Origin of the sequence: Pseudomonas sp. B20 (assembly GCF_020515755.1) — a bacterium.
GTDB classification, from domain to species: Bacteria; Pseudomonadota; Gammaproteobacteria; order Pseudomonadales; family Pseudomonadaceae; genus Aquipseudomonas; species Aquipseudomonas syringae.
Genome location: NZ_JAHPJG010000002.1, coordinates 179,146 through 204,117, shown reverse-complemented (window position 1 = coordinate 204,117; position 24,972 = coordinate 179,146). Strand labels below are relative to the sequence as shown.

The window sequence follows — 24,972 nt, the reverse complement described above, 5'->3', positions numbered from 1 at the left end:
CTTCGGTACGTCTGGACATCCGCCGTACAGGCGCGGTCAAGGAAGGCGATGAAGTTGTCGGCAGCGAAACCCGCGTCAAGGTTGTGAAGAACAAGGTAGCTCCGCCGTTTCGTCAGGCCGAGTTCCAGATTCTTTACGGCAAGGGTATCTACCTGAACGGTGAAATCGTCGATCTGGCCGTTCTGCACGGTTTTGTCGAGAAGTCCGGCGCCTGGTACAGCTACCAGGGCAGCAAGATCGGTCAGGGCAAGGCCAACTCGGCCAAGTTCCTGGCGGATAACCCGGAAATCTGCAAAGCGCTCGAGAAGCAGATCCGCGACAAGTTGCTGACCCCTGGCGTTGATACCAAGGCTGTCGGCTCCCGTGAAGCAGTGGCTGCCGATGACATGTCTGAAGCAGATGTCGATATCTGATAGCCATGCCTGCCGTGCTCGATACACCCGTCGCCGTCAGGCGCACTGCAATGGACCTGCTCGCTCGTCGCGAGCACGGTCGAGTCGAGCTGACGCGTAAACTGCGTCAGCGCGGCGCTCCCCCCGAGCTTATCGATGCAGCCCTTGATCGTCTGGTCGAGGAAGGTCTGCTCTCTGAATCCCGTTACCTCGAAAGCTTCGTTTCTTACCGGGCACGTTCGGGCTACGGTCCTGTTCGTATTCGAGAAGAGCTTGGCCAGCGAGGCTTGCAACGTGCCGACATTGAGCAGGCGCTCAGGGAGTGCGGCGTTGATTGGCAGGAGAAGCTTCACGAGCTCTGGCAGCGCAAGTTTGCCGGTGCCCTGCCTGTCGATGCGCGCGAGCGAGCCAAGCAGGGGCGTTTTCTGAGTTATCGCGGCTATCCGCTGGAAATGATCGGCCGCTTGTTAAGCGGCCGTGGCGGGGATGACTGATATATCCGGGCGCTTACTGTGGCGCCCGATTCCGAGCTGCGTCCCTTGTCACTGAAGCGTCTTCCCAGTTTTCCTGTTGATTGATGTAATCCACCAGTTCCCGAAGCCTGCCCTGATTGCGTCCTGTGAAGGTGAACGCCAGTCGTGTCAGGTGGCTGAATTGCGCTTCATCGTGCTCTTCGCCCTGATAACTGTGCTGATGAAAGTTTTCATTGATGCACAGGTCAGCGAACGCTTCCTGCATGTGCTCCAGGGCCTGTTCGTTCAGCGCATGATGCATACGGATCACGAACTTGTTTTTCAGCCAGCGGCTGGAATGGAAGTTCGCATAAAACCGGTCGATCTCTTCTACCGCTTCATCGGCGCTGTAAACCAGCCTCATCAGCTTCATGTCGGCTGGCAGAATGTAGTGATTGTCCTGCAACTGATGCTTGATGAAGTCCAGTGCACCTTGCCAGAAACTTCCGCCAGGCGTGTCCAGCAATACGACAGGCACCAACGGGCTTTTGCCGGTTTGTATCAGTGTCAGCACTTCCAGGGCTTCATCCAGAGTTCCGAAGCCGCCTGGGCATAGCACCAGCGCGTCGGCTTCCTTGACGAAGAACAGCTTGCGCGTAAAGAAGAAGTGGAAGGGCAGCAGGTTTTCGCTGCCTTCTACAGTCGGGTTGGCGTGCTGTTCGAAGGGCAGGGTAATGTTGAACCCAAGGCTGTGTTTCAAGCCTGCACCGGCATGGGCTGCAGCCATGATGCCGCCGCCTGCACCGGTGATCACCATCATGTCGGAGCGGGCCAGTTTTTCACCCAGCTCTGTGGCTTGTGCGTACAGCGGATGTTCCATTGGTGTACGGGCGGAGCCGAACACAGTGACTTTGCGGCGGCCCTTGAAACGCTCGAGCACCCGAAAGGCTTTGTCCAGTTCGCGCAGGGTTTGCAGCGTTATCTTGACGTCCCAGCGGTTGCGGTCATCCTGGGCCATGCGCAGCACCGTGAGCATCATGTCGCGGTACAGCGGCAGGTTTTTCGTGTCCGGAGCCACCTCATTGAGGTGCTCTTCAATCTTGCTGGTCAGGTCGAGACCGTCGCTTTGAAAGTGTCGGGATAAAAGATCGTCAGGTACATACGGCATTCGGGATTTTTCCTCCTGCTGGATCAATGGCCTGGTGGGGCGTGTTGAATCGATGATGTCCCGGTTTGCAGAGAAAGGCTACCCATACCCTGTTCATTATCAGGGTGGATTAGTTGCAGGATGTCTTGAGTATTGCTCGACTGACGCGCCTGAGGGACAGGCGCGCGGGGGGCGGCTACATGTCGGGCGTAGCTTACTGCTTGGGCTTTACAGTGCAGTCGGAAGCCTGAAAGGTCTGCGTCACAACCGGGCGGTTGGTCTTGTACTCGGTGAACTGATACTTGAGTACGGCCCCCTTGGTCATCAACTGGCGGAAACCATTGTTGTGGCAAACGCTGTTACCCAGCTGGTTGCGCATCACGTCCGGATTGGCGCGCATCTGCTGAGCCTGGCCTTCACGAACGCTCAGGTGGTTGATCAACTGGTTGCCGCTGACGGTATAGCCCTGATCGAGGATGTCTTCGTTGATCGCTCGCGGCGTGCCGACACTGCTTTCCTTAGCGACTTTTTCCAGCATCTTGCTGAGTTCGAACTCCTGTTTCGACGCCGCTTGGGCGCACAGTGGAGCAACGAGCAAAAGCGTAAGGGTGGGTACGATAAGGCGCAGCATTAAACTCTCCTGATTAAGTCACTGGCCGTTGGACCAGCGACTTCAAAGTGCGTTCCGGGCCGCCCACCGATAGGGCGGGGTGCGATGGCGCAGCAGTATAGAGCAGGAGTCTTGATCGGGCCTAGGCTCTGTATGAAAAGAGGCCGCCGGATCGAAAGCGCGTTGAAGTGCCGGGCCTCTGATAAACTGCGCGGACTTTAATCCTGCCGAGTCTTTGTGGTGTCGATGTCTTTCCCCCGCAGGCATGTCCTGTAATGAGCCATGCCGTTTCCCGCCTGCGCGATGAGCGTCTGGCCCGCAGTACCAGGCCTTTTATTGCCCGTGGCTCGCGCGCGCCGCGCTGCCCGGAATGCCGGGTGATCTCCAGCTATTGTCTGTGCGAGTGGCGCCCCAGCGTCGCTGCCGATTCAGGCATCTGCCTGCTGATGTATGACACCGAGCCCTTGAAACCGACCAACACCGGTTGGCTGATCGCCGATGTGATCAAGGACACTCATGCCTTCCTCTGGTCGCGGATAGAAGTCGATGAGCAACTGCTCGCCTTGCTGGACGACCCGCAGTGGCAGCCTTACATCGTGTTTCCCGGAGAATTTGTCGCCGAGGAGCGCGTGGTCAATAAGGTCTCGCGCCTGGATGGCAAGCGCCCGCTGTTCATTCTGCTGGATGCGACCTGGACCGAAGCGCGCAAGATGTTTCGCAAGAGTCCTTATCTGGAGCGGTTTCCGGTCTTGAGTCTGGAACCCGAGCAGATCTCGCGCTACCGTTTGCGTCGATCCAGGCGCGACGACCACTTCTGCACGGCGGAAGTGGCCGCCCTGTGTCTGGAACTGGCCGGTGACACCAGTGCCAGCGGCGTGCTGGATGCTTATCTGGACGTCTTCAGCGCTCATTATCTGGGCGCCAAGTTCCAGAACCCGATTGATCCTGATGATGTGGCGCATACCCATTTGAAGGCGTTCATTTGAAGGCTTTTGAAAACCAGGGTTGGTCGAACTGCGCGGGTTTGGCTAATTGCCATCTATGTTCCCGGGTATCGACGCTTCGCGCTTGACCGTCATGGCCATGCTGGGCATGCTTGGCGCCGCCTGGAAGCCGATTCATCTGGTCTGGCAGTGCGCCGGAGCCCGCTACGGGTTTCGCACCGAGCGTTCGCCAGCCTCGCTGGGCGGCCGATTCTTCGGCCCCTCACTATAAAAACAGGATCATTACATGACCTACGACATCCTGATCGCTGATGATCATCCCCTGTTTCGCAGTGCGCTGCATCAGGCGCTGAGCATCGGCCTGGGGCCTGAAGCAAGGCTGGTCGAGGCAGAAAGCATTGCCCAGCTTGAGTCGCGGCTGGGGGAAAAAGCTGATTGGGATCTGGTTCTGCTGGACCTGAACATGCCGGGTGCCTATGGTTTCTCCGGGCTGGTCCTGTTGCGTGGCCAGTACCCGCAGATACCGGTGGTGATGGTCTCGGCGCAGGAAGAAGCTTCCATCGTGGTGCGCTCCAAAGAGTTTGGCGCCAGTGGCTTCATTCCCAAATCCAGCTCGCTGGAAGTCATTCAGCAGGCGGTACGCACGGTGCTTGACGGTGACGTCTGGTGGCCGCCGCAGGTCAATGAAGTGATCAGTGTTTCAGACGAAGCAAAGGCTGCCAGCGCAGGCCTTGCCAGCCTGACGCCGCAGCAGTTTCGAGTGTTGACGATGGTCTGTGAAGGCTTGCTGAACAAGCAGATCGCTTCCGAGCTCAGCGTGTCCGAAGCCACCATCAAGGCACATGTCACGGCGATTTTCCGCAAGCTTGGCGTACGCACGCGTACCCAGGCAGCATTGTTGTTACAGCAGCTTGAGTCCATTTCGTCCAGCTGACGGCTTTCAGGTTGCGAGCATTCACGCTTTTTTGACCTGTATTGCCTTAGCTTTCCTCATCTTTTTACACAGCAGTCTCTCTATGTCGCCCTTCAAAGGCCAAACCGGTCTGAAACGTATTCTTAACGCCGCTGGTTACTCACTGGACGGTATGCGCGCAGCCTTCAAAGGTGAAGCGGCCTTCCGCCAGCTGGTGCTGCTCAACGTGGTCCTGATTCCGCTGTCGTTTTTCCTGCACGTCAGCAAGGGCGAGCATGCCCTGCTGGTTGCCGTGTGCCTGCTGGCGCTGATCGTCGAGTTGCTTAACTCGGCCGTAGAGGCGGCCATTGACCGTATCTCCCTGGACTTGCACCCGCTGTCCAAGAACGCCAAGGACATGGGCAGTGCTGCACAGTTCATCGCCCTGAGCATGATCGGTCTGGTGTGGGCGATCATTCTGCTGGGCTGACGCCTTTCGATACAGACCGTCAATACAGGCTGGGCAGCACGATCTCGTCGCTGCGCTGCACTCCGGCGGTGAACGCGCGGCACAGCTCGAGGAACTCGCGCATGGCCGAGGTCTGGTATTTCTGTTTGTGCCAGATGAAGTAGAACTGCCTGGCCAGGTCCAGCTCGGGCGTGGCCAGTTCCACCAGATTGCCGCGACGAAAGGCATCGCGCAGCGCCAGTCTGGAAATGCAGCCAATGCCCAGCCCGGATTCGACTGCGCGCTTGATGGCTTCGGTGTGCTCGAGCTCCAGCCGGACATTCAGCCCGTTACGATGATGACGCATCGCCTGGTCGAAGGTCAGGCGTGTGCCGGAGCCCTGTTCCCGGAGAATCCAGGCTTCATGGGTCAGCTCCTCCAGCGTTACCTGCGCGCGCTTGGCCAGCGGATGCTGCGGGGCGCAGAACACCACAAGTTCGTCTTCGACCCAGGATTGCACTTCGATGTCCGGGTGGCTGCAATCGCCTTCGATGAGGCCCAGATCGATCTCGTAGTGCGCAACCTGTTGCACGATATGCGCGGTGTTCTGGACATGCAGCTTGACCTGGCTTTCCGGGTGGCGCTGCATGTAGCCGCCGATCAGCAGCGTCGCCAGGTAATTGCCGATCGTCAGCGTCGCCCCGACCGCCAGGGAGCCGAAGCCCGACTTGCCATTGAGCAGGTCTTCGATTTCCTTGGCCTGATCGAGCAGCGCGACGGCTTGCGGCAGCAATTGCCTGCCGGTGGCGTTGAGGCTGAGGCGCTTGCCGGCGCGGTCAAACAGCTGGCAGCTCGACTGGCGCTCCAGCTCGGTGATGGAGGTGCTGGCAGCCGACTGCGAAAGCGAAAGCAGTACCGCGGCTTTGGAGACGCTTTCCTGCCGGGCGACGGCCACAAATACCTGGAGCTGACGGAGAGTAAATCGCATATCTATATAACCGATAACCTATATCTTGATAATTCATTTAACAGATATTGTGTCTGCCACTAGAATGTCGCGCAATAGCGCAGTGCTTCTGCGCGCACTATTTTTTCAGGAGTCCTCACGTACATGAGCAACATGAACCACGAGCGTGTCCTCAGCGTCCACCACTGGAACGACACCCTCTTCAGTTTCAAGTGCACCCGCGACCCTGGTTTGCGTTTCGAGAACGGTCAGTTCGTGATGATCGGTCTGCAGCAGCCAAACGGTCGTCCGCTCATGCGTGCTTATTCGATTGCCAGCCCGAACTGGGAAGAGCATCTGGAATTCTTCAGCATCAAGGTGCCGGACGGCCCGCTGACTTCCCAGCTGCAGCACCTCAAGGAAGGTGACGAGATCATCATCAGCAAGAAGCCTACGGGTACGCTGGTGCTGGACGATCTCAAGCCGGGCAAGCATCTGTACCTGCTGAGCACCGGTACCGGCCTTGCGCCGTTCATGAGTGTCATCCAGGATCCCGAAACCTACGAGCGTTTCGAGAAAGTCATCCTCTGCCACGGCGTGCGTTACGTGAACGAAGTCGCCTATCGCGAATTCATCACCGAGCACCTGCCGCAGAATGAATTCTTCGGCGAAGCGCTGCGTGACAAGCTGATCTACTACCCGACGGTCACCCGCGAGCCCTTCGAGAACGAAGGTCGTCTGACCGACCTGATGCGCAGTGGCAAGCTGTTCAGCGACATCGGCCTGCCACCGATCAACCCGCAGGATGACCGTGCCATGTTGTGCGGCAGCCCGAGCATGCTCGACGAGACCAGCGAAGTGCTCAACAGCTTCGGCCTGACCGTTTCGCCGCGTATGCGTGAGCCGGGCGACTATCTGATCGAGCGTGCTTTCGTCGAGAAGTAAGCCGGCTGCACAAGACCCGCCTCTTCCTTGAGTGGATCAGGCGGGTTTTTGTTGCGCGGGTTTTTTCGCCCCAATCAGCTCAGGCAAGCAGCGGCTTCAGGCGAGCAGCACTTCCAGCACGCAAATCACACCCGCCTGCGGGTAGTGCCAGCGCACGTCCAGATCCCAGAACTGAGCACCATAGCGACGTTCCGGCGTGGGTAGCTGATAGGCCGGGCGCGGGTCCTGGGCCAGACACTGCTCGATCAGTTCGACCAGCGGCTCATTCAGGCGCAGCGCGTGTTCGCGAGCCTGTTGCAGCGCGGCGTCTTGCCAGTGCACCGGTATCAGGGCTGGCGCAGCACTGGCGATGTGGTTGGTCGCGTCGGCGATTGCATCGGCGTAGGGTACGTAGGGCTTGATGTCCAGCACCGGCGTGCCATCCAGCAGGTCGATGCCGGACAGCCAGAGTCGCCCAGGCTCGACCTTGTCCAGCTTGACCACCGACTGGCCGATGCCATTGGGGCGATGGGTGGCGCGGGTGGCGAACACGCCCATTGACTGGTTGCCACCCAGGCGCGGCGGGCGCACCTTCAGGCGGGGCTTGTCTTCCAGCGCCAGGTGGAACAGAAACAGCAGCCAGACATGACTGACCTGTTCCAGCCCCTGAACCGCTTCACCCTGATCGAACGGTGCCACCAGCTCCAGTACACCGCGTGCCGCCGGGGCCAGTTGTGGCTGGCGCGGGATGGCGAATTTCTCCTTGAAGCAGGAGCGCACGAAGCCGACAGGGGAGACGTTGTAGCTCATCGAGGCTGGTTCAGCCGCGCACGCGCAGGGTCAGGCCCTTGAGGAAATTGCGCAGCAGTTGATCGCCACAGGCGCGATAGTTGGTGTGTCCGACCTTGCGGAACAGGGCGCTCAGTTCTGGTTTGGAAACCGGGAAGTCGACCGATTTGAGGATGGCGTGCATGTCGTCTTCTTTCAGTTCGAACGCCACGCGCAGTTTTTTCAGGACGATATTGTTGGTGATCGGCAAATCGATCGCCTGGGGCGGACGACTTTCGTCCTTGCCACGCTTGAAGTAGACCAGGCCATCGAGGAAGTGCGCCATGATTTCATCGCTGCAATCCAGGTAGCCTTCTTCTTCCTCTTTTTTCATGAAGGCGATGACATCGCTTTTCGACACTTCAAAACCGGTCAGTGCGGTGATCTCGACAATCTTGCTGTCGCTGATATCGAGCATGTAGCGCACGCTGCGCAGTACGTCGTTGTTCATCATGAGGCGTGTTTCCTGATAAGTCGTAGGGCAGCGCATGACGGTGGCCATGCGCGCTGTAATAAGGTGGGTGGCGCGAGGGTCAGAACTTTTCCTTGGCCGTCATGTAGCGCCACTGGCCCTCGGGCAGTTTGCCCATGGACACGCCGCCGATGCGGATGCGGCGAATGGCGACGATCTTCAGGCCGACGGCCTCGCACAGCAGGGCGATAATGCCGGGCTGCGGATTTTTCATCGCAAAACGCAGGCGGTTCTCGTTCTGCCAGCTGGCTTTCACGGCTGGCAGCTCCTTGCCTTTGTAGGTCAGACCGTGGTTCAGCCGGTTGAGGCCATGAGCAACCATCTCGCCCGAGATCTCCACCACGTATTCCTGCTCGATCTTGCTGCGGTCATCGGTGAGCTTGCGCAGGATCTTCCAGTCCTGGCTGAACACCATCAAGCCGCTGGCATTGGCCTGCAGGCTTGAAATCGCTTCAAGGCGCATGAAATGGCCCTTGAGCGGACGCTTGCTGTAGCTGTGCTCTACGGAGAGCGTGCCCGGCGTAATCATCTGCAAAGCCTCTTCGGCGCTTGCCGAGGCGGGTTTGTGCAAGATGATTGTCACAGGCTCCGGAGAATCGGCCTTGGCATCCGGGCTGAGCTCGATTTTCTGGGTGCTGACCTTGAAGTGCGGCTCTTCGATGACCTCGCCGTCCACAGTGACCCAGCCACCCTCGATAAACAGTTCGGCCTCCCGGCGGGAGCAACCGACCAGCTCGATAAGGCGTTTGGAAAGGCGAATGGGGTCTGTCATGACAAAAAAGCCGTTTGCTAAAATAAAGTCGCCATTGTAACCGCCCGGCGACGGTTAATCGCGGCAACATTGCATTTGCGCTGCAATCGGTGTCAGTTACGACTGATCAGGCGCATTCTGAGCATGGGGTAAGGTTGGCCCAGACCATCGATTTCAGAGCGGCTGACAACCTCGAAACCCTGCCTGCGGTAAAACCCCAATGCCTGCGTATTCTGCTCGTTGACGTCCAGCTCGCGGATATTGAACTGCTCGATTGCATGAGTCAGCAACTGCGTGCCCAGCTTCTGGCCGCGATGCTTCGGGTCGATGAACAGAATATCCAGACTGTCTTTGTGCGCGCCTGCAAAGCCGGTGATGTTGAGCTGCTCATCCCTCGTACAGAACAGGGTCACACTGCCCAGATACTGCGGCGGCAGCCCTTTGAGCCGGGTGATGTAGGCGTCTGGCAGAAAGTCATGGGTCGCGCGCACCGAGCGTTCCCATACCTCGGTCAATTCCGGGTAATCATGGGTATCCGGTGTGTATAGCTGCATATCGCGTCCTCCTTTAAGCCGGTCCTGGATAGACAACAGCCAGAGACGAAAAAGCCCTGCCGGTTAAAGGGCAGGGCTTTGGTTTGCGACCAGGGAGAATACTTAGAGCATCTCGGCCCACAGGTCGTATTCGTCGGCATCGGTCACTCGGCACATGATCTTGTCGCCGGGCTGAACGGTGCTGCCGTCTTCCAGGCCGATGAACACGTTACCGTCGATTTCCGGGGCGTCGAAGAAGCAGCGGCCCACGGCACCACGATCGTCGACTTCGTCGATCAGCACTTCGATTTCCTTGCCGATCTTCATCTGCAGGCGCGCAGCGCTGATTGCCTGCTGATGAGCCATGAAACGATCCCAGCGATCCTGCTTGACGTCGTCCGGCACGATGGCCGCGTCCAGCAGATTGGCGGGCGCGCCTTCAACCGGCGAGTACTGGAAGCAGCCAACCCGGTCCAGCTGCGCTTCGGTCAGCCAGTCCAGCAGGTACTGGAAGTCTTCTTCGGTTTCGCCGGGAAAGCCGACGATGAAGGTCGAACGGATGATCAGGTCAGGGCACTGCTCGCGCCAGTTCTTGATGCGTGCCAGGGTCTTGTCTTCGAAGGCCGGACGCTTCATCAGTTTGAGGATTTTCGGGCTGGCGTGCTGGAACGGGATGTCCAGGTACGGCAGGATCTTGCCAGCGGCCATCAACGGGATCAGTTCGTCGACGTGCGGGTACGGGTAGACATAGTGCAGGCGCACCCAGACGCCCATCGAGCCCAGCGCCTGGCACAGCTCGGTCATGCGGGTTTTGACCGGCTGACCGTCCCAGAAACCGGTGCGGTATTTGACGTCAACGCCATAGGCGCTGGTGTCCTGGGAAATGACCAGCAGTTCCTTCACACCGGATTTGACCAGGCGCTTGGCCTCGTCCAGCACATCACCCACCGGGCGGCTGACCAGTTTGCCGCGCATCGACGGGATGATGCAGAAGCTGCAACTGTGGTTGCAGCCTTCGGAAATTTTCAGATACGCGTAGTGACGCGGGGTCAGTTTGACACCTTGTGGCGGCACCAGGTCGATCAACGGATTGTGATCCTGGCGGGGCGGCACGACATCGTGCACCGCGTTGACCACCTGTTCGTACTGCTGCGGGCCGGTCACCGACAGCACGCTCGGATGCACATTGCGAATGACACTCGCATCGACGCCCATGCAGCCGGTCACGATGACCTTGCCGTTTTCCTTGATGGCTTCGCCGATCACTTCGAGCGACTCGGCCTTGGCCGTATCGATGAAGCCACAGGTGTTGACCACCACCACGTCGGCGTCCTCGTAGGTCGCAACGACTTCGTAACCTTCCATGCGCAGCTGGGTCAGGATGCGTTCAGAGTCAACGAGTGCCTTTGGGCAACCCAGTGAAACGAATCCAACCTTGGGGGCGGACGGCGTGGTGACGGTGGACATGGCAAACCTCGGCGTGAAGGGCACCCGGACGCGAAGCGCAGGCGCTGACTGGGCGCTTGCTGCGCCTCTGATCAAAAAGTGCGCAATTCTAGCGGCGAGTGGGCAGGATGACCAGCGTTTGCATGAGAATTACGACGTACGCGAGACGCAGCCGAGGCCAGCGCGTGCTCAGCCGATTGCATTACCACCGACAGTAAGTCGGTTACACGCAGTGTATCGAGGAGGATGGCCGATGTTGCAACGGGTGACGGGGACATTTTGAATGAAGTTCAGGCCCACCTGTGCAGGCCTGAACTGACTTTCACATGCTCTTAGCGCCGCGGTTCATGCATCGGGCAGCCATTGTGCTGACTGCGAAAGCCCGCCGAGTGTTCATAGGCTGGTTTGCGCACGCGCATGACGCCGCCCAACGGACGATGCGCCTCAAGGCCATGCCATGGGCTGAATGCCATGGCTTCGTCGATTTCCTGGATGTTTTGCTCTGACCACGAAGACTGGCGGGGCACATCGATTCGAGCGACGGTTACGTAAGGGCTGAGGTCTTCCGGCCAGATCGCCGAGGCGTCCTCGATCGGCATTTTCTCCAGATCCGTGGCCAACTGGACGCGGACTTCCCAACTGGCATCGTGTTCAAGAAAGAACGCTTTGACCGCTTCGCGCAGACCGTCCGGGTTGTCTTTCAGGTCCACAGCCTTGTCGGTCAGCGCAGTCAGCTCGGCAGAGACGGGCACGACGCTGAGTTTGGCGTAGTAGGGGCCGTATAGAAACGGTACGACGGTGTAGAACGTCTCGCCGAGGATATGGGTCATCGGGTGCCCGCCGAGACTTCTCAGTGTGCCACTTTCGCCACCGGCAGACTCGATCACCGACTCGATGCCGCGCAGGACGGCAGACAGCGCGCGTTTCATGCTCGGCGCCTTGTCGGTCGTCTTGGCCAGCAGCTTCAAGGTCTTCAGGAAGGCCTTGGGGTCCTTGGCGGTAAAGGCCTTGGCGTTTTGCATGACGAAATCCTGAGTGGTTGCCTCTGTGCTGCCAGGCAAGCGCGGGCCTTCGACGCCGACCAGTTTGATGGCCAGGCCTCTGGGCGTGGACACCTTGTCGTCGAGAATGTCGCCCGGGTTGGTCGAAAAGCGCATGACCACCGGGAAGATGCCGGGCCTGGCAAAGGCACCCTGGGCCAACGGCTCGGGCAGGTCGCCGTAGACCTGAATCTGACCATGGAGCAAGCCGTGAGCCTTGGCGTGCACACTGCGAATGGCGTGCCCCGTGTCTTGATACGTGGTCTCGAGGATGGAGTGCATGGCTTCGACCAGCTCTTTGCTGGTCTGCGCTTCATCGTCCGGAACGACTTCAAATGAGGGCTGGAAGGGCAAGGGCTGGACAGTCAGGCTTTGTGTAGTCATCAGGACATCTCGATCAGAGGTAATCAGGGTGCCCGGGCGTCGATGCGGTTCTTGAAGACCCCTGATGCGGCAGGCTTAAGTAATGACCGGCCGATATTTTTGTCGTTCCATGAGAAACGTTGCCTCAAAAAACGCCTTCAACAGAGAGTGATCAAGGCAGGGTGGCAGGCCGGATCGTTGCGACGATCTGCGTTTCACCAAGAATTACGACGAGTGCTGCGTTATGCTTCGCGCCATCGCGCCGAGGCATGTCAATGTCTGGCTGAATCTGAATTGTTACGCCTTGTGATGTTCTCAGTGTTGAACCTCATGTCTGGTTTCCGGGAGTAGTGGATGAGTCAAGCAAACAGTCATGCGGAGGCCGGAGGCACTGCCAAGCCCATCGGGTTGCTGATCGCCGCGGTAGGGGTGGTTTACGGCGACATCGGCACCAGTCCGCTGTACACCCTCAAGGAGGTGTTTCAGGGTGGTTACGGTGTGGACGTGACCCATGACGCGATTCTCGGCGTGCTGTCGCTGATCTTCTGGTCGCTGATCTGGGTGGTTTCCTTCAAATACATGGCGTTCGTCCTGCGTGCCGATAACCAGGGCGAGGGCGGCATCATGGCGCTGATGGCCCTGGCGCGGCGTGCATCGGCCAAGCATCCCCGGCTGCAAATGATGATGGTGGTGTTCGGACTGTTCGGCGCCGCATTGTTCTACGGTGACAGTATGATCACCCCGGCAGTTTCGGTGTTGTCGGCGATGGAAGGGCTGGAACTGGCGTTCGACGGCCTCGATCACTGGATCGTGCCCATGGCGCTGGTTGTGCTGGTGGGCCTGTTTCTGATTCAGCGTCATGGCACCGCGCGCATCGGCGTGCTGTTCGGCCCGGTGATGGTGACCTGGTTTCTGGTGCTCGGCGCGCTGGGTGTCTACGGCATCATGCAGTCGCCGGAAGTGCTGAAAGCGGTCAATCCGGCATGGGGTGTGAATTTCTTCATCATCCATCCGGGCATTGGTGTGGCCATTCTGGGTGCTGTGGTGCTTGCCCTGACGGGGGCCGAAGCGCTGTATGCCGACATGGGCCACTTCGGCCGCAAGCCGATTTCACGTGCGTGGTTCATCCTCGTGCTGCCTGCGCTGCTGCTCAACTATTTCGGCCAGGGTGCGCTGGTGCTGGGCAATCCTGAAACGGTTCGTAACCCGTTCTACCTGCTGGCGCCGGGCTGGGCGCTGCTGCCACTGATCGGTCTGTCGACGATGGCCACCATCATTGCCTCGCAAGCGGTGATCTCCGGCGCCTTCTCGATGACACTGCAGGCGATCCAGCTGGGCTACATTCCACGCATGCATATCCAGCACACCTCCAGCGACGCGCAAGGCCAGATCTACATCGGTGCCGTCAACTGGGCGCTTATGGCGGGTGTGATTCTGCTGGTGATCGGCTTCGAGTCGTCTGGTGCGCTGGCGTCTGCCTACGGCGTCGCGGTGACCGGGACCATGCTCTGCACCACCATTCTGGTGTCGACCGTCATGCTTATGCTCTGGAAATGGCCGCCGTTGCTGGCCGTTCCGCTGCTGATCTGCCTGCTGCTGGTGGACGGTCTGTTCTTCGCGGCCAACGTGCCGAAGATCTTCCAGGGCGGGGCCTTCCCGGTACTGGCGGGCGCGGTGCTGTTTATCCTCATGACCACCTGGAAGCGCGGCAAGCAATTGCTTGCGGAGCGAATCGACGAGGGCGGCCTGCCATTGCCGATCTTCATCGGCAGTATTCGCGTCCAGCCGCCGCATCGGGTACAGGGCACGGCAGTGTTCCTGACAGCACGTTCGGACGCCGTGCCCCATGCGCTGCTGCACAACATGCTGCACAACCAGGTGTTACATGAGCAAGTGGTGCTGTTGACGGTGGTGTATGAAGATTCGCCGCGTGTACCGTCCGCTCAGCGCTTCGAAGTGGAATCCTATGGCGAAGGCTTCTATCGGGTGATCCTGCACTTCGGCTTTATCGATGAGCCCGATGTACCGGCTGCGCTGGCCCTGTGTCATTTGCCGGAGCTGGACTTCAGTCCCATGCGCACCACGTACTTCCTCAGCCGCGAGACGGTGATCCCGTCCAAGATGGACGGCATGGCGCGCTGGCGTGAAGCGTTGTTCGCTTTCATGCTCAAGAACGCCAACGGCAACCTGCGCTTCTTCAAGCTGCCGTTCAACCGGGTGATCGAGTTGGGTACCCAAGTGGAGATGTAAACGTTGGCCGGGTCGTCCGGCAGCGCAGATAAAAAAATCCCGGCCACCTCACGGTGCCGGGATTTTTTTGGGTCGCAGACTGCAGCGTTACTGAGCGGTAGTCTTGCCCTGACGCTTGTTGATCGCGTCGATCAGACGTTTGGCCAGCGCCGGATAGTCCTCATCGAAGTGATGACCGCCTGGCAACTGGACCGCTTCGCCAATGGCGGTGGTGTCAGTGCAACCGCTGTCTTTCTTCTCTTCGACGCCGTAAACGCAGAACACCTTGGCGGCTGGCAGCTTGGCCATTTCCTGTCCGGTGGTGGCTTCCTTGCCTGCGTTGCCAAGCCAGCCGTCGACGTGAATCTCGAAGCTGCCAGTGCGTGCGAAGGCCAGCAGAATGATTGCGTCAACCCGGTTCTGATCGTCTGCTGCCAGGCGATTGTAGATCGCCGGCATGACGTCCGCACCGAACGAGTAGCCAGCCAGAATGAAGCGCTTGGTGCCCCATTTCTGACGGTAGTGGTTCATCAGGTCGGTGAGGTCGACGGCGGTCTGTTCCGGCGTCTTGTGTTCCCAGTAGTAGCGCAGCACGTCGATGCCGACCACCGGGTAGCCCATCTTGGCCATGTCGCCGGCCACGACTTTGTCCAGGTCGCGCCATCCGCCGTCACCGGACATGAACAGCGTCACGGTGTCGGAAGGCTGGCTGGCCGGAACTTCGACCGTCGGTATGCCCAGTCCGCCGCTGTCATTCTCGCCGAGCAGCAGATGACGAAGTTCGGTATTGAGTACCTGGGGCAGCGGGATGTCGTAGTCGCTGATGCTGGTGTCGGCGTTGCTCTGGTCGCGCACGAACGCTGCGCTCGGATCATCCGGCGCGTCGTTCCAGGCGGCCAGCCAGTGCCCGTGCGCAGCCTTTTGTGGCAGCGGTACGTCGCAGATCTGTGGCGGCTTCTCGTCTTCTTCCAAAACGGGCGGCGGATTCGAGGCATGCTCGAGCGCAAAACCTACCGAAATGGCCTGCGCCTTGTCATCGGTCTGTCCGGCCAGCCAGCGCCAGGCCAGTGTCGCGCCAGGGCCTATGCCGCCGACGACCTTTGCCGGGCCGTCGAGCTTTGTCAGGGCGTCCTGAAAGGTCTTCTGTTGCAAGACGCAGTCGTCCTTGGGCAACACCACCTGAATGATGCGTGCCGACGCATCCTTGCTGATCGCCAGCAATTGCTTGTCGCTCAGCATGTCTTCAGCGGTAACGGCCAGTGCGATACGGGTCTTGATGCTGGTGGCCGGCGTTACGCTGGTCAGCGGCGCGCCACCGTCAAGGTTCGAGTGTTCCAGTGATGCGGGCGGAGCGGGGCGGGTCCAGACCCAGACTCCCAGCGCCACGATTAAAAGAACAATTACCAGAGCTGCGAGCAAAAGGCGCCAGGAGCGTCGAATCATCAGCGTTTCACCAATCCAGTCAGGCCGCCCGCAATCAGGGCGGCGGTGTCAGCCAGTGCCACAAGCGGATCGAGTCCGGCAGGCACGGCCATATAACGAGGTTCCCAATCGGGCTGAAACTTGTCCTTGAAGCGACGCAGCCCCTGGAAGTTGTACAGCTGTTCGCCACGGCGGAAGATCATCGAACCCAGACGCTGGGTGATGGGTGCGCCGCGTCGTGGCTGCAGGCCCGACAAAGGCACCATGCCCAGGCTGAAGCGCGCGTAGCCCTGGGCTTTGTAATGCAGAATCAGGCCGACCATCATGAACTCCATGGTCAGCTTGGGTGCATCCGGGTGAGAGCGCATCAGGTCCAGGCTGGCCAGTTCCGGGCTGGTGGTTTCCAACAGGTTGGAGAACGCGACCGGCTTGCCCTGGAAGTGCACGATGGCAATGCGGAAGTACTTCAGGTACTCAGTGCTGAAGCGGCCCAGCGAGAAGCCTTTTTCACGGACATTCTTGCCCGTCAGCCAAGCGTCGGAAATCACTTTCAGCTCGTCGATCGGCGCCTGGCCCGGTTCGTAGATCTCCAGCGAAAGCCCGTCGCGGCCACCCCGGTTCCAGGTGTAACGCAGGTCTTTCATCTCCTTGCCCTTGGCGTCGATGTCGAAGCGCCGCAGGTCGACGCGCGCTTCTTCACCCAGCTTGATGGCGGTGAGACCGATGTCCATGTAGAACGGCAGGTTTTCTGCACGTACCTGGTAGAACACCGGACGCGCATGGTGCACGTCGCACAGGTCGCGGAACTGCCAGATCAGCTCGGCACGCTGCTGTGTGGGGCCGATCGGGTCGTAAAGCGCTACCAGACTGCGGCCGCGATGCGAGTACATCAGGAACGCATTGCCGGCCGGATGGAACAGGATCGCCTTGTCGCCGGTCAGCACCAGGCCGCCATCCGGCTGTTTGGATGCTTTGAGGATCTCGGCTGCCTTGTCCAGGTCTGCCGCGTCGGGCAGCTTGATGACCGGTCTGGCAGTACGCAGCAACCAGGTCAGCGAAACCACCACCAGCAGTACTGCGCTGCCCAACGCCGAACGCAGGCCGCGCGGCGCGTCTGCATCGAGCGTGAACTGCCACCACAACTGGTGACTGTAGGGTACGTCCTGATAGGCGAACAGCAGCAGCCAGATCGAGGCGCCGACCACACAGATGCTGGCAATCAGGTAGACCGGCGAGAACGGCAGCTCCAGTAGGCGACTTGGACGGTAGAAGGAACGGCGGAAGGTCAGCAGCAGGCAGGCGGTCAGCAGCAGCATGCTGGCTTCTTCCCAGTCGAAGCCCTTGAGTATCGACAGCACTGCACCGACCAGCAGCAAAATAGAGGTCAGCATCCATGCAGCCGACAGTCGACGACGCAGGCCCTGGGCGAGCAGCAGGCACAGCACACCCACCAGGCTGGCCCCGAAGTGCGACGCATCGATCAGTCGATGCGGGATCATGAAGCCAACGTTTTCCAGGCGGGTATCGATTTCAGGGGTGGCACCAGAGAAGAGCAGCACCACCCCCGACAAGAAAACCAGTAGTGCCAGAATCGGTGCCGCCAGCCCTGAAGCGACGCGCATGGCCTGCCGGGTCGGCAGCAGGCGCTGGGCCTCGGTAAACAGCAGGGTAAGGCAGGCCAGCAGCAGCGGCAGGATCACGTAGATCAGGCGATACAGCAGCAGCGCAGCGGCGAGCGGGGCGGCACCCAGCTCGTTGGCAAAGGCCGCAAGCAGAATCGCCTCGAACACGCCGACGCCGCCAGGCACATGGCTGAGCACGCCAGCCGCGAGCGCCAGCAGGTAGATAAGGATGAATGCACCCAGCGGCGGCGCATGCGGCAGCAGCAGGTACAGCACCATCGCTGCGGCGGCGACGTCCAGCGCGGTGATCACCAATTGAATCAGCGTCAGCTTCAAATCCGGAAGGCGCAAGGTGCGACGACCCAGACGAACCAGAATATTGTGCGGGATGTCCTGTTCCGGCAGGCGCCGACGGTAGACGAACACCGCCAGCAACAGACTGCCGATCAACACCGCTGTAGCGACTACAGCCAGCACGTCCACGGGAAGTTTGAGTGCCAGTGACGCGCCTGACAGGTTGCTCAGCGTGGCCAGTGCAGCCAGCGGCGGCAGCGCACAACCCAGTGACAGGCTGGCGAACACGGTCATGCGGGCGATTTCGATTGCGCCTACGCCATGGCGTGAATAAAGCCTGTAGCGCACCGAGCCACCGGACAGCATCGACAGGCCGACCGCATTGCCGATGGCAAACGAGGTGAAGCCGCCGAGAAGCAGCGTCTTTATGGGCAGGTCGACGTTGGCATAACGACTGGCGGACAGTTCATAGCCCATCAGGATGATATAGCCGACGATTGCCGCGAGCAGCGCACCGCCCAGGGCGGGCAGGGGGACTGCGAACAGCGAGTCATGCAGCGCATACCAGTCCATTTCGACCAGCATGTGGCGGCAGGCTATAAGGGCCAGGCTGAACAACAGCAGCATCACCGCTAGCCCTATGGGCTGTCGGTATTTGCTCAGCAGCTCCCGCCAGTTATGGCGCGGTGGGCTGACGGGTTGCTCTGCATCAATGGTTTCATTGGAATCGGACATGTTGTCGCGCATCAATCACTCCTTGGATCGTGCGCGACAGGATGGAGGTATGCAGCCAAGTTACCAATCCCTACGCAGAAAATATTTCAGGATGTTAGCGCGTCAACGTCTAACGAGCGAATAGCGAATCGAGCCGGGTGATGCTGTTCAGCTACGGTTCAGTCGTGATTCAGCTTAGTAACACCTATCGGCAGCGCACGCAAAAACTGTCGTAAATGCACGCATTACGTTACAGATGTGATGATAGGGTTTCAAAGGGCTTTGGAAATAGTCTTTTTTGTCAGACAGTTAGCCGTTGCCCGCGCTGCTTTTTTACCGGAAACAAAAAAGGCCACTCTTTCGAGTAGCCTTTCTTGATGTTTGGTTGCGGGAGCCGGATTTGAACCGACGACCTTCGGGTTATGAGCCCGACGAGCTACCAGACTGCTCCATCCCGCGTCTGTGTGGCGGCATTCTACAGCCGAACGCCGAAGTGTCAACCCTTAATCCGCAAAGTATGCAAATGAGCAGCGGATTGTGCACATTTTGCACGCTGGGGGTCGGATGCGCGGTTTTCAGAGCAGCATGCCTGCGTGGAGCATTATCAGGAAAGCGTACGGCCGGGCCGTCAGGATTTACCGCAGGGCGCCGGGGAGCGCTGTATATCTGCGCGAGGCATGGCCCGATGTCCGGGCTTGAGAAGGGTGCTTTTCAGGCGCGCACAAAAAAGGCCACTCTTTCGAGTAGCCTTTCTTGATGTTTGGTTGCGGGAGCCGGATTTGAACCGACGACCTTCGGGTTATGAGCCCGACGAGCTACCAGACTGCTCCATCCCGCGTCTGTGTGGCGGCATTCTACAGAGAGATGACGAGGTGTCAATGGTTAGTTTCAAAAAAGTGCTTTTTCTTCAAATGCTTAGCGGATCCAGATGATCGGTCTGCACGGTATCGGCGCTTGCATGACGGGGCTTTGCAGCTGTTTCGGTCATGCATGATGGGCTTTTGACTACTTTTCATGGCGGCCTTTCGCATCATTGGATGTTACTTGGCGGTACGAATGAGATACTGCGCGGCCATTGATTGCAAAATCCCATCAGGTCATGACGCAGCGCAAAATCATCCACATCGACTGTGACTGCTTTTATGCAGCCATTGAAATGCGTGACGAGCCCGACCTCGCTGGCAAGCCGCTGGCGGTAGGCGGCTCTGCGGAGCGGCGCGGGGTGATTGCGACCTGTAATTACGAGGCGCGCGCCTATGGCGTTCGTTCGGCCATGTCGTCCCGGCATGCGCTCAAGCTCTGCCCGGACCTGACCATCGTCAAGCCGCGCATGGATGCTTATAAAGAAGCATCGCGGGAAATCCACACGATCTTTCGCGATTACACCGACCTTATAGAGCCGTTGTCTCTGGATGAGGCTTTTCTGGACGTGTCCGATGCCGGGCACTTTTCCGGCAGCGCCACGCGCATCGCGCAGGACATCCGTCGCCGGGTCTCGAATCAGTTGCACATCACCGTGTCGGCGGGCGTTGCGCCCAACAAGTTTCTCGCCAAGATCGCCAGCGACTGGAAAAAGCCCAACGGGTTGTTCGTCATCACGCCGGATCAGGTCGAGGATTTCGTCGCTTCCTTGCCGGTCACCAAGCTTCATGGCGTAGGAAAGGTCACCGCAGACAAGCTCGGCCGGCTGGGTATCATCGACTGCGCCGACCTGCGAAGCCGCAGCAAGCTCGCGCTGGTTCGCGAGTTCGGCAGCTTTGGCGAGCGCCTCTGGAGTCTGGCGCACGGGATCGATGACCGACCGGTGCAGAATGACAGCCGACGTCAGTCAGTCAGCGTTGAAAATACTTACGACACGGATCTGCCCGACCTGGCGGCCTGCCTGGAAAAGCTGCCCGACCTGCTGGAAACCCTGAGTGGCCGCATGGCCAGAATGGAAGGGCAGTACCGGCCCGGCAAGCCGTTCGTCAAAGTGAAGTTTCACGACTTTACGCAGACAACTCTCGAGCAATCGGGAGCCGGCAGGGATCTGGGCAGTTATGAACAACTGCTGGCTCAGGCGTTCGCCCGCGGTGGCAAGCCGGTGCGATTACTGGGCATAGGCGTGCGTCTGCACGATCTGCGTGCAGCCCATGAGCAGCTGGAATTGTTCTCTCGATAATGACTGGCCGCGGTTATACGCCGCGGCTTTTCATGTTACAAGCACTTGTTACTGGCTCTGGGCAGGAACGGCGACCAGGCGGCCAGCGTCTCTGGCGAGTGACTTGAGAAATTCACCCTGCAACTGTGGATCGTTGCGCGTCAGTTCGATCAGGTTCTGTTCCAGCTCGCTGGCTTCTTCTTCCAGCCCCATATCAGAAAGACGCTTGACGCGATGCACCCACTGGCTGACCTCATCATCTTCAAGGTCGTCGTAGATCAGGGCGTGCGCCTCCAGCAGCTTGCCGCGTAGCGAATGGCTGATGGGCAAACTGGCGCTCGTGTGCGCGCTGTCCTGATCGTCTTCGACGTTGATATAAATGCGCGTGATGCGGCTGAGGTCCTGTTCGGCAAACGGACTGTCCAGCAGGTTCAGGCGCAGGATGCCGTTGCGGTCAGTGCTCATTTCGTGAGTTTCATTGCCGGCCTTGACCATCACCGGGCGTTCATTCCAGGGCAGGGTGGAGTTCTCGATCCGCTTGTCCTTCTGAACCTCGTCGATGCTCGCCAGATTCTGCTCGGCGCGACCGTGGGACGGGGCATTCATGAACGGGTTGAGACCTGCCACGCCATAGTGAATCCAGTCCTTGGTCATGCTTTCCGGCAAATTGCCCAGCGCAAACACGTTGACCACGTTGGCCCCGACACCTGCGACAACAGCGACTGCGCCGAGCGGGATCTCGTAGACCTCCCGCCACGGTTGGTAAGGCGTGTAGCGGTCATAGTGGCGGGTGACTTCAAAGTCGGTGACCTCGAACGATTTGTGCTCGTGAATCCGCACGCGGCGTTGCGGCAACTCCAGTGTCTTGGGTTCGCCGATATCGACTTGCAGAGTATGTTCGAGCAGTTTGCGTTCGACTCGCTCCTCGTGCTCGCTGCGCTGAGAGAGCTGGTTGGCACAGCCGCCGACGAGAAATGAGCCGCACAGAACGGCGCTGCCGAGGCTTAGGGTGCTTCGTTTGAGCATGGGATCTCTGATGCGGATTGGGCGAGTGAAGAGCGGCGCACCTGCGAGCAGGTGCGCCTTTTGACTCAGCGGTTCACTTTGCCCTGGATGAACGACAGCACGTCCGCGACTGCAATGGCTTGCGGTTGCGATTCGGTACGGCTCTTGTATTCCAGATTGCCTTCGGCCAGGCCTCGGTCGCTCACCACGATGCGGTGCGGGATACCGATCAGTTCCATGTCGGCGAACTTGATGCCCGGGCTGGTCTTCTTGTCGCGGTCGTCGAGCAATACTTCGAAACCGGCAGCCGTCAGGTCGGCGTACAGTTTGTCCGTCGCTTCACGAACGGCGTCTGTCTCGTAGCGCAGCGGGACCAGCGCAATCTGGAACGGCGCGAGGGTATCGTTCCAGATGATGCCGTTTTCGTCGCTGTTCTGTTCGATGGCAGCTGCAACCACTCGGGAAACACCGATGCCGTAGCAACCCATCGCCAGATTGACCGGCTTGCCGTTTTCACCCAGCACCTGGCACTTCATCGCTTCGCTGTACTTGGTGCCCAGCTGGAAGATGTGGCCTACTTCGATGCCGCGCTTGATTTCCAGCGTGCCCTTGCCGTCCGGGCTCGGGTCGCCCGCAACCACGTTGCGCAGGTCGGCAACGGTCGGAACCGGCAGATCGCGCTCCCAGTTGACGCCGAAATAGTGTTTGTCGTCGATGTTGGCACCGACGCTGAAGTCGCTCATCAGCTCGACAGAGCGGTCGATGATGCACGGCAGTGGCAGGTTCAATGGGCCCAGTGAGCCCGCGCCTGCGCCGATGGCGTCGCGCAGCTCGGCTTCGGACGCCATGACCAGCGGATTGGCGACCTGTTCCAGCTGGCTGGCCTTGATTTCATTGAGCTCGTGATCACCGCGGATGATCAGGGCGATCAGCTTGCCTTCTTCGGCGGCATGCACCACCAGCGTCTTGACGGTTTTCTCGATTGGCAGACCGAAACCTTCGACCAGTTGGGCGATGGTCTTGGCGTTCGGCGTGTCGATCAGACGCAGCTCTTCGGTAGCGGCAGGGCGCGTCTTCTCGCGAGGAATCGCCTCGGCCTTTTCGATGTTGGCTGCGTAATCGGAGCCGTCGCTGAACACGATATCGTCTTCGCCGGATTCGGCCAGTACGTGGAATTCGTGAGAGCCGGCGCCACCAATCGAGCCGTTATCCGCTTCGACCGGGCGGAACTTCAGGCCCAGTCGGGTGAAGATGTTGCTGTACGCCAGATGCATGCGGTCGTAGGTGACCTGCAGTGATGCGTGATCGGCGTGGAACGAGTAGGCGTCTTTCATGACGAACTCGCGCCCACGCATCAGGCCGAAGCGTGGGCGGATCTCGTCACGGAATTTGGTCTGGATCTGGTACAGATTGATCGGCAGCTGTTTATAGCTGTTGAGCTCATTGCGTGCCAGATCGGTGATGACTTCTTCGTGGGTCGGGCCCAGGCAGAACTCACGGTTGTGGCGGTCGACCAGACGCATCAGCTCCGGGCCATACTGCTCCCAGCGTCCGGATTCCTGCCACAGTTCTGCGGGTTGAATGCCGGGCATCAGAATTTCGAGTGCGCCTGCGGCGTTCATTTCTTCACGAACGATGGCTTCGACCTTGCGCAGTACGCGCAGGCCCATGGGCAGCCAGGTGTAGAGGCCGGAGGCCAGCTTGCGAATCATGCCGGCGCGCAGCATCAGCTGATGGCTGACCACGACCGCATCGGAAGGGGTTTCTTTCTGTGTGGCGAGCAAAAATTGACTGGTGCGCATGGTTGGCCGTTGTCGGTTGCTGAGACAGGAAATGACCTGGCATTGTACGGCGCTGTGCCGGTCGCGTACAGGGCGGGGCTGGCTTGCAGGTGGAGTTGAAGCGCTTTCATGGGCTCATGAAAAAGCCCGGCATGTGCCGGGCTTCTTCTATTAACGAGTGCTGAGCGGGGATTACAGGATCGAGATCGGGTAATCGACAATCAGGCGGAACTCGTTGACGTCGCCATCTGCCTGGGCATCGTTACCACGGTGCCATGCCTGACGCATACGGAAGGACAGGTCTTTGGCCGGGCCAGTCTGTACAACGTATTTGGCTTCAAGGTTGGTTTCGTGGTGCTTGCCGTCAGCTCCATACATGTTGGCATAGGCACTGGACGCGTCTACTTTGGTGCCATCAATGTTGTCACCGTTGAGGTAGCGTGTCATGAAGCTCAGGCCAGGAACGCCGTAAGGTGTCATGTTCAGGTCGTAGCGCACTTGCCACGATTTCTCGCCTGGGCCGTTGAAGTCAGAGTACTGAACAGAGTTGGCCAGGAAAATCGAGTCGCCGCCACGATTGTTGTCGCCTATACCGATGTAGTCGAACGGTGTATCGCCGTCGACTTTCTGGTACGCAACGGTAATGGTATGCGCTGCCAGGAATGAATAGGCTGCCGATGCCGAGTAAGTGGTGTTGTTAATCGACCCGGCTTTAGCGCTGCCTTCGTCAAGGGTGCGGTACAGGTTGACGTCGAAAGCCAGTGACTGATCATTCCCCAAAGGCAATGCGTAGTTCACGTTACCGTAGTACTGATCCCAGATGTCTTCGAGTTTGGCTGCATAGAAAGCTACGCCCAAACCGTCGGTCACTGCGTACTTGCCGCCAACAAAATCTGCGCTGCTGGCTTTCAGGCCGTTGAAGCCGTTTGCGTAAGTTGCCCAGATGCTGCCGTCGTGACTGGTGTCATCCTGGCTTGTGCCCGAGTAGAAGTGTCCTGCTTCAAGATCAAGACCTGCAATCTCACTGCTTTGCAGGCTTAGACCACTAGCGGTTTGAGGTAGCAGGCGTGATCCGCCAACCGCAAATACTGGACTGGTAGGCTGCATATCACCGATTTTCAATTCAGTCTTCGATACGCGGAATTTTACAGCGCCGCCCAGCTTGCCCTGCGTAGCCTCGTTATCACCATTGGCGTCAGTGACCAGGTTTCCAGAGCCTGAGTATTTGTCGAGACCCCAAAGCCTGAGGCCCCCGTAGCCGAATGCCTCAACGCCTACACCGATGGTGCCTTGAGTGTAGCCGGTGCTGAAGTTGGCCCAGATGCCCTGGGTCCAGTCTTTGTCACTGCGGCCGCCTGGAGCAGGGTTGTTTTTCTTGTCACGGTTGTAATAGTAATTGCGCAACTTCAGGTCAAGCGTGCTGCCTTCCACAAAGCCCTTGGCATCAGCCTGATCGCTGACGAAAGGTGCGGCTGTTGCCATTTGGGCGCTGGCTGCCGTAACGGCCAGTGCGATTGCGCTCCACTTCATCACTCTCATCGTGATTGCTCCTTTGGTTTTTAGAAGATTTGTCTGCC

21 protein-coding genes, 2 tRNA genes and 2 pseudogenes are annotated in these 24,972 nt (G+C 59.2%); 9 read left to right on the top strand and 16 right to left on the bottom strand.

Going from position 1 to position 24,972, the window contains the following annotated elements:
* Window positions 1–413, top strand: a pseudogene (locus LIX91_RS03785) (DNA recombination/repair protein RecA); the annotation flags it as partial.
* A 5-nt stretch (window positions 414–418) separates the two neighbouring features.
* Window positions 419–886, top strand: coding sequence for a recombination regulator RecX (recX, locus tag LIX91_RS03780; RefSeq protein WP_003339537.1), 468 nt, complete (start codon window positions 419–421; stop codon window positions 884–886).
* A 13-nt stretch (window positions 887–899) separates the two neighbouring features.
* Here the strand turns inward: recX and LIX91_RS03775 are convergent, their stop codons facing one another.
* Together LIX91_RS03775 and LIX91_RS03770 are read right to left on the bottom strand one after the other, a co-directional pair.
* The gene (locus tag LIX91_RS03775) at window positions 900–2,012 is read right to left on the bottom strand and encodes an LOG family protein (RefSeq protein WP_226487996.1); all 1,113 of its coding nucleotides are present in this window, start codon (window positions 2,010–2,012) and stop codon (window positions 900–902) included.
* A gap of 193 nt (window positions 2,013–2,205) precedes the next feature.
* Window positions 2,206–2,622, bottom strand: coding sequence for a quorum-sensing-regulated virulence factor family protein (locus LIX91_RS03770; RefSeq protein ID WP_003314332.1), 417 nt, complete (start codon window positions 2,620–2,622; stop codon window positions 2,206–2,208).
* A gap of 254 nt (window positions 2,623–2,876) precedes the next feature.
* On the opposite strand from LIX91_RS03770, the gene LIX91_RS03765 reads away from it, so the two are divergent.
* The 4 genes from LIX91_RS03765 to LIX91_RS03750 all read left to right on the top strand — a co-directional run bounded on the left by LIX91_RS03765 (window position 2,877) and on the right by LIX91_RS03750 (window position 4,927).
* Window positions 2,877–3,587, top strand: coding sequence for a tRNA-uridine aminocarboxypropyltransferase (locus tag LIX91_RS03765; RefSeq protein ID WP_003415564.1), 711 nt, complete (start codon window positions 2,877–2,879; stop codon window positions 3,585–3,587).
* Window positions 3,588–3,633: 46 nt separating this feature from the next.
* The gene (locus LIX91_RS03760) at window positions 3,634–3,816 is read left to right on the top strand and encodes a hypothetical protein (RefSeq protein WP_100072161.1); all 183 of its coding nucleotides are present in this window, start codon (window positions 3,634–3,636) and stop codon (window positions 3,814–3,816) included.
* Between the two features lie 15 nt (window positions 3,817–3,831).
* Window positions 3,832–4,479 (top strand): response regulator transcription factor ErdR, encoded by a 648-nt coding sequence (erdR, locus tag LIX91_RS03755; RefSeq protein ID WP_003415565.1) that lies wholly within the window; start codon window positions 3,832–3,834, stop codon window positions 4,477–4,479.
* Window positions 4,480–4,561: 82 nt separating this feature from the next.
* Window positions 4,562–4,927, top strand: a complete 366-nt coding sequence (locus LIX91_RS03750; RefSeq protein WP_003314336.1) for a diacylglycerol kinase — start codon at window positions 4,562–4,564, stop codon at window positions 4,925–4,927.
* 19 nt (window positions 4,928–4,946) lie between these two features.
* Here the strand turns inward: LIX91_RS03750 and LIX91_RS03745 are convergent, their stop codons facing one another.
* Window positions 4,947–5,873, bottom strand: coding sequence for a LysR family transcriptional regulator (locus LIX91_RS03745; protein WP_003339525.1), 927 nt, complete (start codon window positions 5,871–5,873; stop codon window positions 4,947–4,949).
* A gap of 123 nt (window positions 5,874–5,996) precedes the next feature.
* Here LIX91_RS03745 and fpr point away from each other — a divergent pair, with 123 nt between their 5' ends.
* Window positions 5,997–6,776 carry a ferredoxin-NADP reductase gene (gene fpr, locus LIX91_RS03740; RefSeq protein ID WP_002554680.1) on the top strand — a complete coding sequence of 260 codons (780 nt, stop codon included), beginning with the start codon at window positions 5,997–5,999 and terminating at the stop codon, window positions 6,774–6,776.
* Window positions 6,777–6,872: 96 nt separating this feature from the next.
* On the opposite strand, the gene tsaA is transcribed toward fpr, so the two are convergent.
* The 6 genes from tsaA to LIX91_RS03710 all read right to left on the bottom strand — a co-directional run bounded on the left by tsaA (window position 6,873) and on the right by LIX91_RS03710 (window position 12,209).
* Window positions 6,873–7,565 carry a tRNA (N6-threonylcarbamoyladenosine(37)-N6)-methyltransferase TrmO gene (tsaA, locus tag LIX91_RS03735; protein ID WP_003415570.1) on the bottom strand — a complete coding sequence of 231 codons (693 nt, stop codon included), beginning with the start codon at window positions 7,563–7,565 and terminating at the stop codon, window positions 6,873–6,875.
* Window positions 7,566–7,575: 10 nt separating this feature from the next.
* Window positions 7,576–8,037 (bottom strand): DUF1456 family protein, encoded by a 462-nt coding sequence (locus LIX91_RS03730; RefSeq protein WP_003314340.1) that lies wholly within the window; start codon window positions 8,035–8,037, stop codon window positions 7,576–7,578.
* Window positions 8,038–8,116: 79 nt separating this feature from the next.
* Window positions 8,117–8,827 (bottom strand): rRNA pseudouridine synthase, encoded by a 711-nt coding sequence (locus LIX91_RS03725; protein WP_003339519.1) that lies wholly within the window; start codon window positions 8,825–8,827, stop codon window positions 8,117–8,119.
* Window positions 8,828–8,919: 92 nt separating this feature from the next.
* Window positions 8,920–9,360, bottom strand: a complete 441-nt coding sequence (locus tag LIX91_RS03720) for a GNAT family N-acetyltransferase (RefSeq protein ID WP_226487995.1) — start codon at window positions 9,358–9,360, stop codon at window positions 8,920–8,922.
* Window positions 9,361–9,462: 102 nt separating this feature from the next.
* A complete protein-coding gene (gene rimO / locus LIX91_RS03715; RefSeq protein WP_003415573.1) occupies window positions 9,463–10,806 on the bottom strand; it encodes a 30S ribosomal protein S12 methylthiotransferase RimO in 1,344 nt (447 codons plus the stop codon).
* Between the two features lie 311 nt (window positions 10,807–11,117).
* On the bottom strand, window positions 11,118–12,209 hold the full coding sequence (locus LIX91_RS03710) for a catalase family protein (protein WP_226487994.1): 1,092 nt from the start codon (window positions 12,207–12,209) through the stop codon (window positions 11,118–11,120).
* Window positions 12,210–12,542: 333 nt separating this feature from the next.
* Between LIX91_RS03710 and LIX91_RS03705 the strand changes: the two genes are divergently transcribed.
* Window positions 12,543–14,438 (top strand): potassium transporter Kup, encoded by a 1,896-nt coding sequence (locus tag LIX91_RS03705; RefSeq protein WP_046236736.1) that lies wholly within the window; start codon window positions 12,543–12,545, stop codon window positions 14,436–14,438.
* Window positions 14,439–14,525: 87 nt separating this feature from the next.
* Here LIX91_RS03705 and LIX91_RS03700 read toward each other — a convergent pair whose 3' ends face one another.
* The 4 genes and pseudogenes from LIX91_RS03700 to LIX91_RS03685 form a co-directional block, all read right to left on the bottom strand.
* On the bottom strand, window positions 14,526–15,860 hold the full coding sequence (locus LIX91_RS03700) for a virulence factor family protein (RefSeq protein ID WP_226487993.1): 1,335 nt from the start codon (window positions 15,858–15,860) through the stop codon (window positions 14,526–14,528).
* Window positions 15,860–18,477: pseudogene (gene mprF, locus LIX91_RS03695) on the bottom strand (bifunctional lysylphosphatidylglycerol flippase/synthetase MprF). The gene LIX91_RS03700 and the pseudogene mprF overlap by 1 nt, the downstream one beginning before the upstream one ends.
* Before the next feature lie 374 nt (window positions 18,478–18,851).
* Window positions 18,852–18,928, bottom strand: a tRNA-Met gene (locus tag LIX91_RS03690).
* 302 nt (window positions 18,929–19,230) lie between these two features.
* A tRNA-Met gene (locus tag LIX91_RS03685) sits at window positions 19,231–19,307 on the bottom strand.
* 261 nt (window positions 19,308–19,568) lie between these two features.
* On the opposite strand from LIX91_RS03685, the gene dinB reads away from it, so the two are divergent.
* On the top strand, window positions 19,569–20,630 hold the full coding sequence (dinB, locus tag LIX91_RS03680) for a DNA polymerase IV (RefSeq protein ID WP_226487992.1): 1,062 nt from the start codon (window positions 19,569–19,571) through the stop codon (window positions 20,628–20,630).
* A 48-nt stretch (window positions 20,631–20,678) separates the two neighbouring features.
* Here the strand turns inward: dinB and LIX91_RS03675 are convergent, their stop codons facing one another.
* The 3 genes from LIX91_RS03675 to LIX91_RS03665 all read right to left on the bottom strand — a co-directional run bounded on the left by LIX91_RS03675 (window position 20,679) and on the right by LIX91_RS03665 (window position 24,934).
* Window positions 20,679–21,635, bottom strand: coding sequence for a lipoprotein (locus tag LIX91_RS03675; protein ID WP_003390980.1), 957 nt, complete (start codon window positions 21,633–21,635; stop codon window positions 20,679–20,681).
* 65 nt (window positions 21,636–21,700) lie between these two features.
* Window positions 21,701–23,416, bottom strand: coding sequence for a proline--tRNA ligase (locus LIX91_RS03670; protein WP_226487991.1), 1,716 nt, complete (start codon window positions 23,414–23,416; stop codon window positions 21,701–21,703).
* A gap of 171 nt (window positions 23,417–23,587) precedes the next feature.
* Window positions 23,588–24,934, bottom strand: coding sequence for an OprD family porin (locus LIX91_RS03665; RefSeq protein WP_024639923.1), 1,347 nt, complete (start codon window positions 24,932–24,934; stop codon window positions 23,588–23,590).
* Window positions 24,935–24,972 lie beyond the last annotated feature (38 nt).

Excerpts from the sequence above, each read along its gene's own strand:
- rimO (WP_003415573.1), bottom strand. The coding sequence starts at position 10,806 with ATGTCCACCGTCACCACGCCGTCCGCCCCCAAGGTTGGATTCGTTTCA.
- LIX91_RS03750 (WP_003314336.1), top strand. The coding sequence starts at position 4,562 with ATGTCGCCCTTCAAAGGCCAAACCGGTCTGAAACGTATTCTTAACGCC.
- erdR (WP_003415565.1), top strand. The coding sequence starts at position 3,832 with ATGACCTACGACATCCTGATCGCTGATGATCATCCCCTGTTTCGCAGT.
- fpr (WP_002554680.1), top strand. The coding sequence starts at position 5,997 with ATGAGCAACATGAACCACGAGCGTGTCCTCAGCGTCCACCACTGGAAC.
- LIX91_RS03710 (WP_226487994.1), bottom strand. The coding sequence starts at position 12,209 with ATGACTACACAAAGCCTGACTGTCCAGCCCTTGCCCTTCCAGCCCTCA.
- LIX91_RS03745 (WP_003339525.1), bottom strand. The coding sequence starts at position 5,873 with ATGCGATTTACTCTCCGTCAGCTCCAGGTATTTGTGGCCGTCGCCCGG.
- LIX91_RS03720 (WP_226487995.1), bottom strand. The coding sequence starts at position 9,360 with ATGCAGCTATACACACCGGATACCCATGATTACCCGGAATTGACCGAG.
- LIX91_RS03705 (WP_046236736.1), top strand. The coding sequence starts at position 12,543 with ATGAGTCAAGCAAACAGTCATGCGGAGGCCGGAGGCACTGCCAAGCCC.
- LIX91_RS03725 (WP_003339519.1), bottom strand. The coding sequence starts at position 8,827 with ATGACAGACCCCATTCGCCTTTCCAAACGCCTTATCGAGCTGGTCGGT.
- LIX91_RS03775 (WP_226487996.1), bottom strand. The coding sequence starts at position 2,012 with ATGCCGTATGTACCTGACGATCTTTTATCCCGACACTTTCAAAGCGAC.
- LIX91_RS03675 (WP_003390980.1), bottom strand. The coding sequence starts at position 21,635 with ATGCTCAAACGAAGCACCCTAAGCCTCGGCAGCGCCGTTCTGTGCGGC.
- LIX91_RS03670 (WP_226487991.1), bottom strand. The coding sequence starts at position 23,416 with ATGCGCACCAGTCAATTTTTGCTCGCCACACAGAAAGAAACCCCTTCC.
- dinB (WP_226487992.1), top strand. The coding sequence starts at position 19,569 with ATGACGCAGCGCAAAATCATCCACATCGACTGTGACTGCTTTTATGCA.
- LIX91_RS03770 (WP_003314332.1), bottom strand. The coding sequence starts at position 2,622 with ATGCTGCGCCTTATCGTACCCACCCTTACGCTTTTGCTCGTTGCTCCA.
- LIX91_RS03700 (WP_226487993.1), bottom strand. The coding sequence starts at position 15,860 with ATGATTCGACGCTCCTGGCGCCTTTTGCTCGCAGCTCTGGTAATTGTT.
- tsaA (WP_003415570.1), bottom strand. The coding sequence starts at position 7,565 with ATGAGCTACAACGTCTCCCCTGTCGGCTTCGTGCGCTCCTGCTTCAAG.
- recX (WP_003339537.1), top strand. The coding sequence starts at position 419 with ATGCCTGCCGTGCTCGATACACCCGTCGCCGTCAGGCGCACTGCAATG.
- LIX91_RS03665 (WP_024639923.1), bottom strand. The coding sequence starts at position 24,934 with ATGAGAGTGATGAAGTGGAGCGCAATCGCACTGGCCGTTACGGCAGCC.
- LIX91_RS03765 (WP_003415564.1), top strand. The coding sequence starts at position 2,877 with ATGAGCCATGCCGTTTCCCGCCTGCGCGATGAGCGTCTGGCCCGCAGT.
- LIX91_RS03730 (WP_003314340.1), bottom strand. The coding sequence starts at position 8,037 with ATGATGAACAACGACGTACTGCGCAGCGTGCGCTACATGCTCGATATC.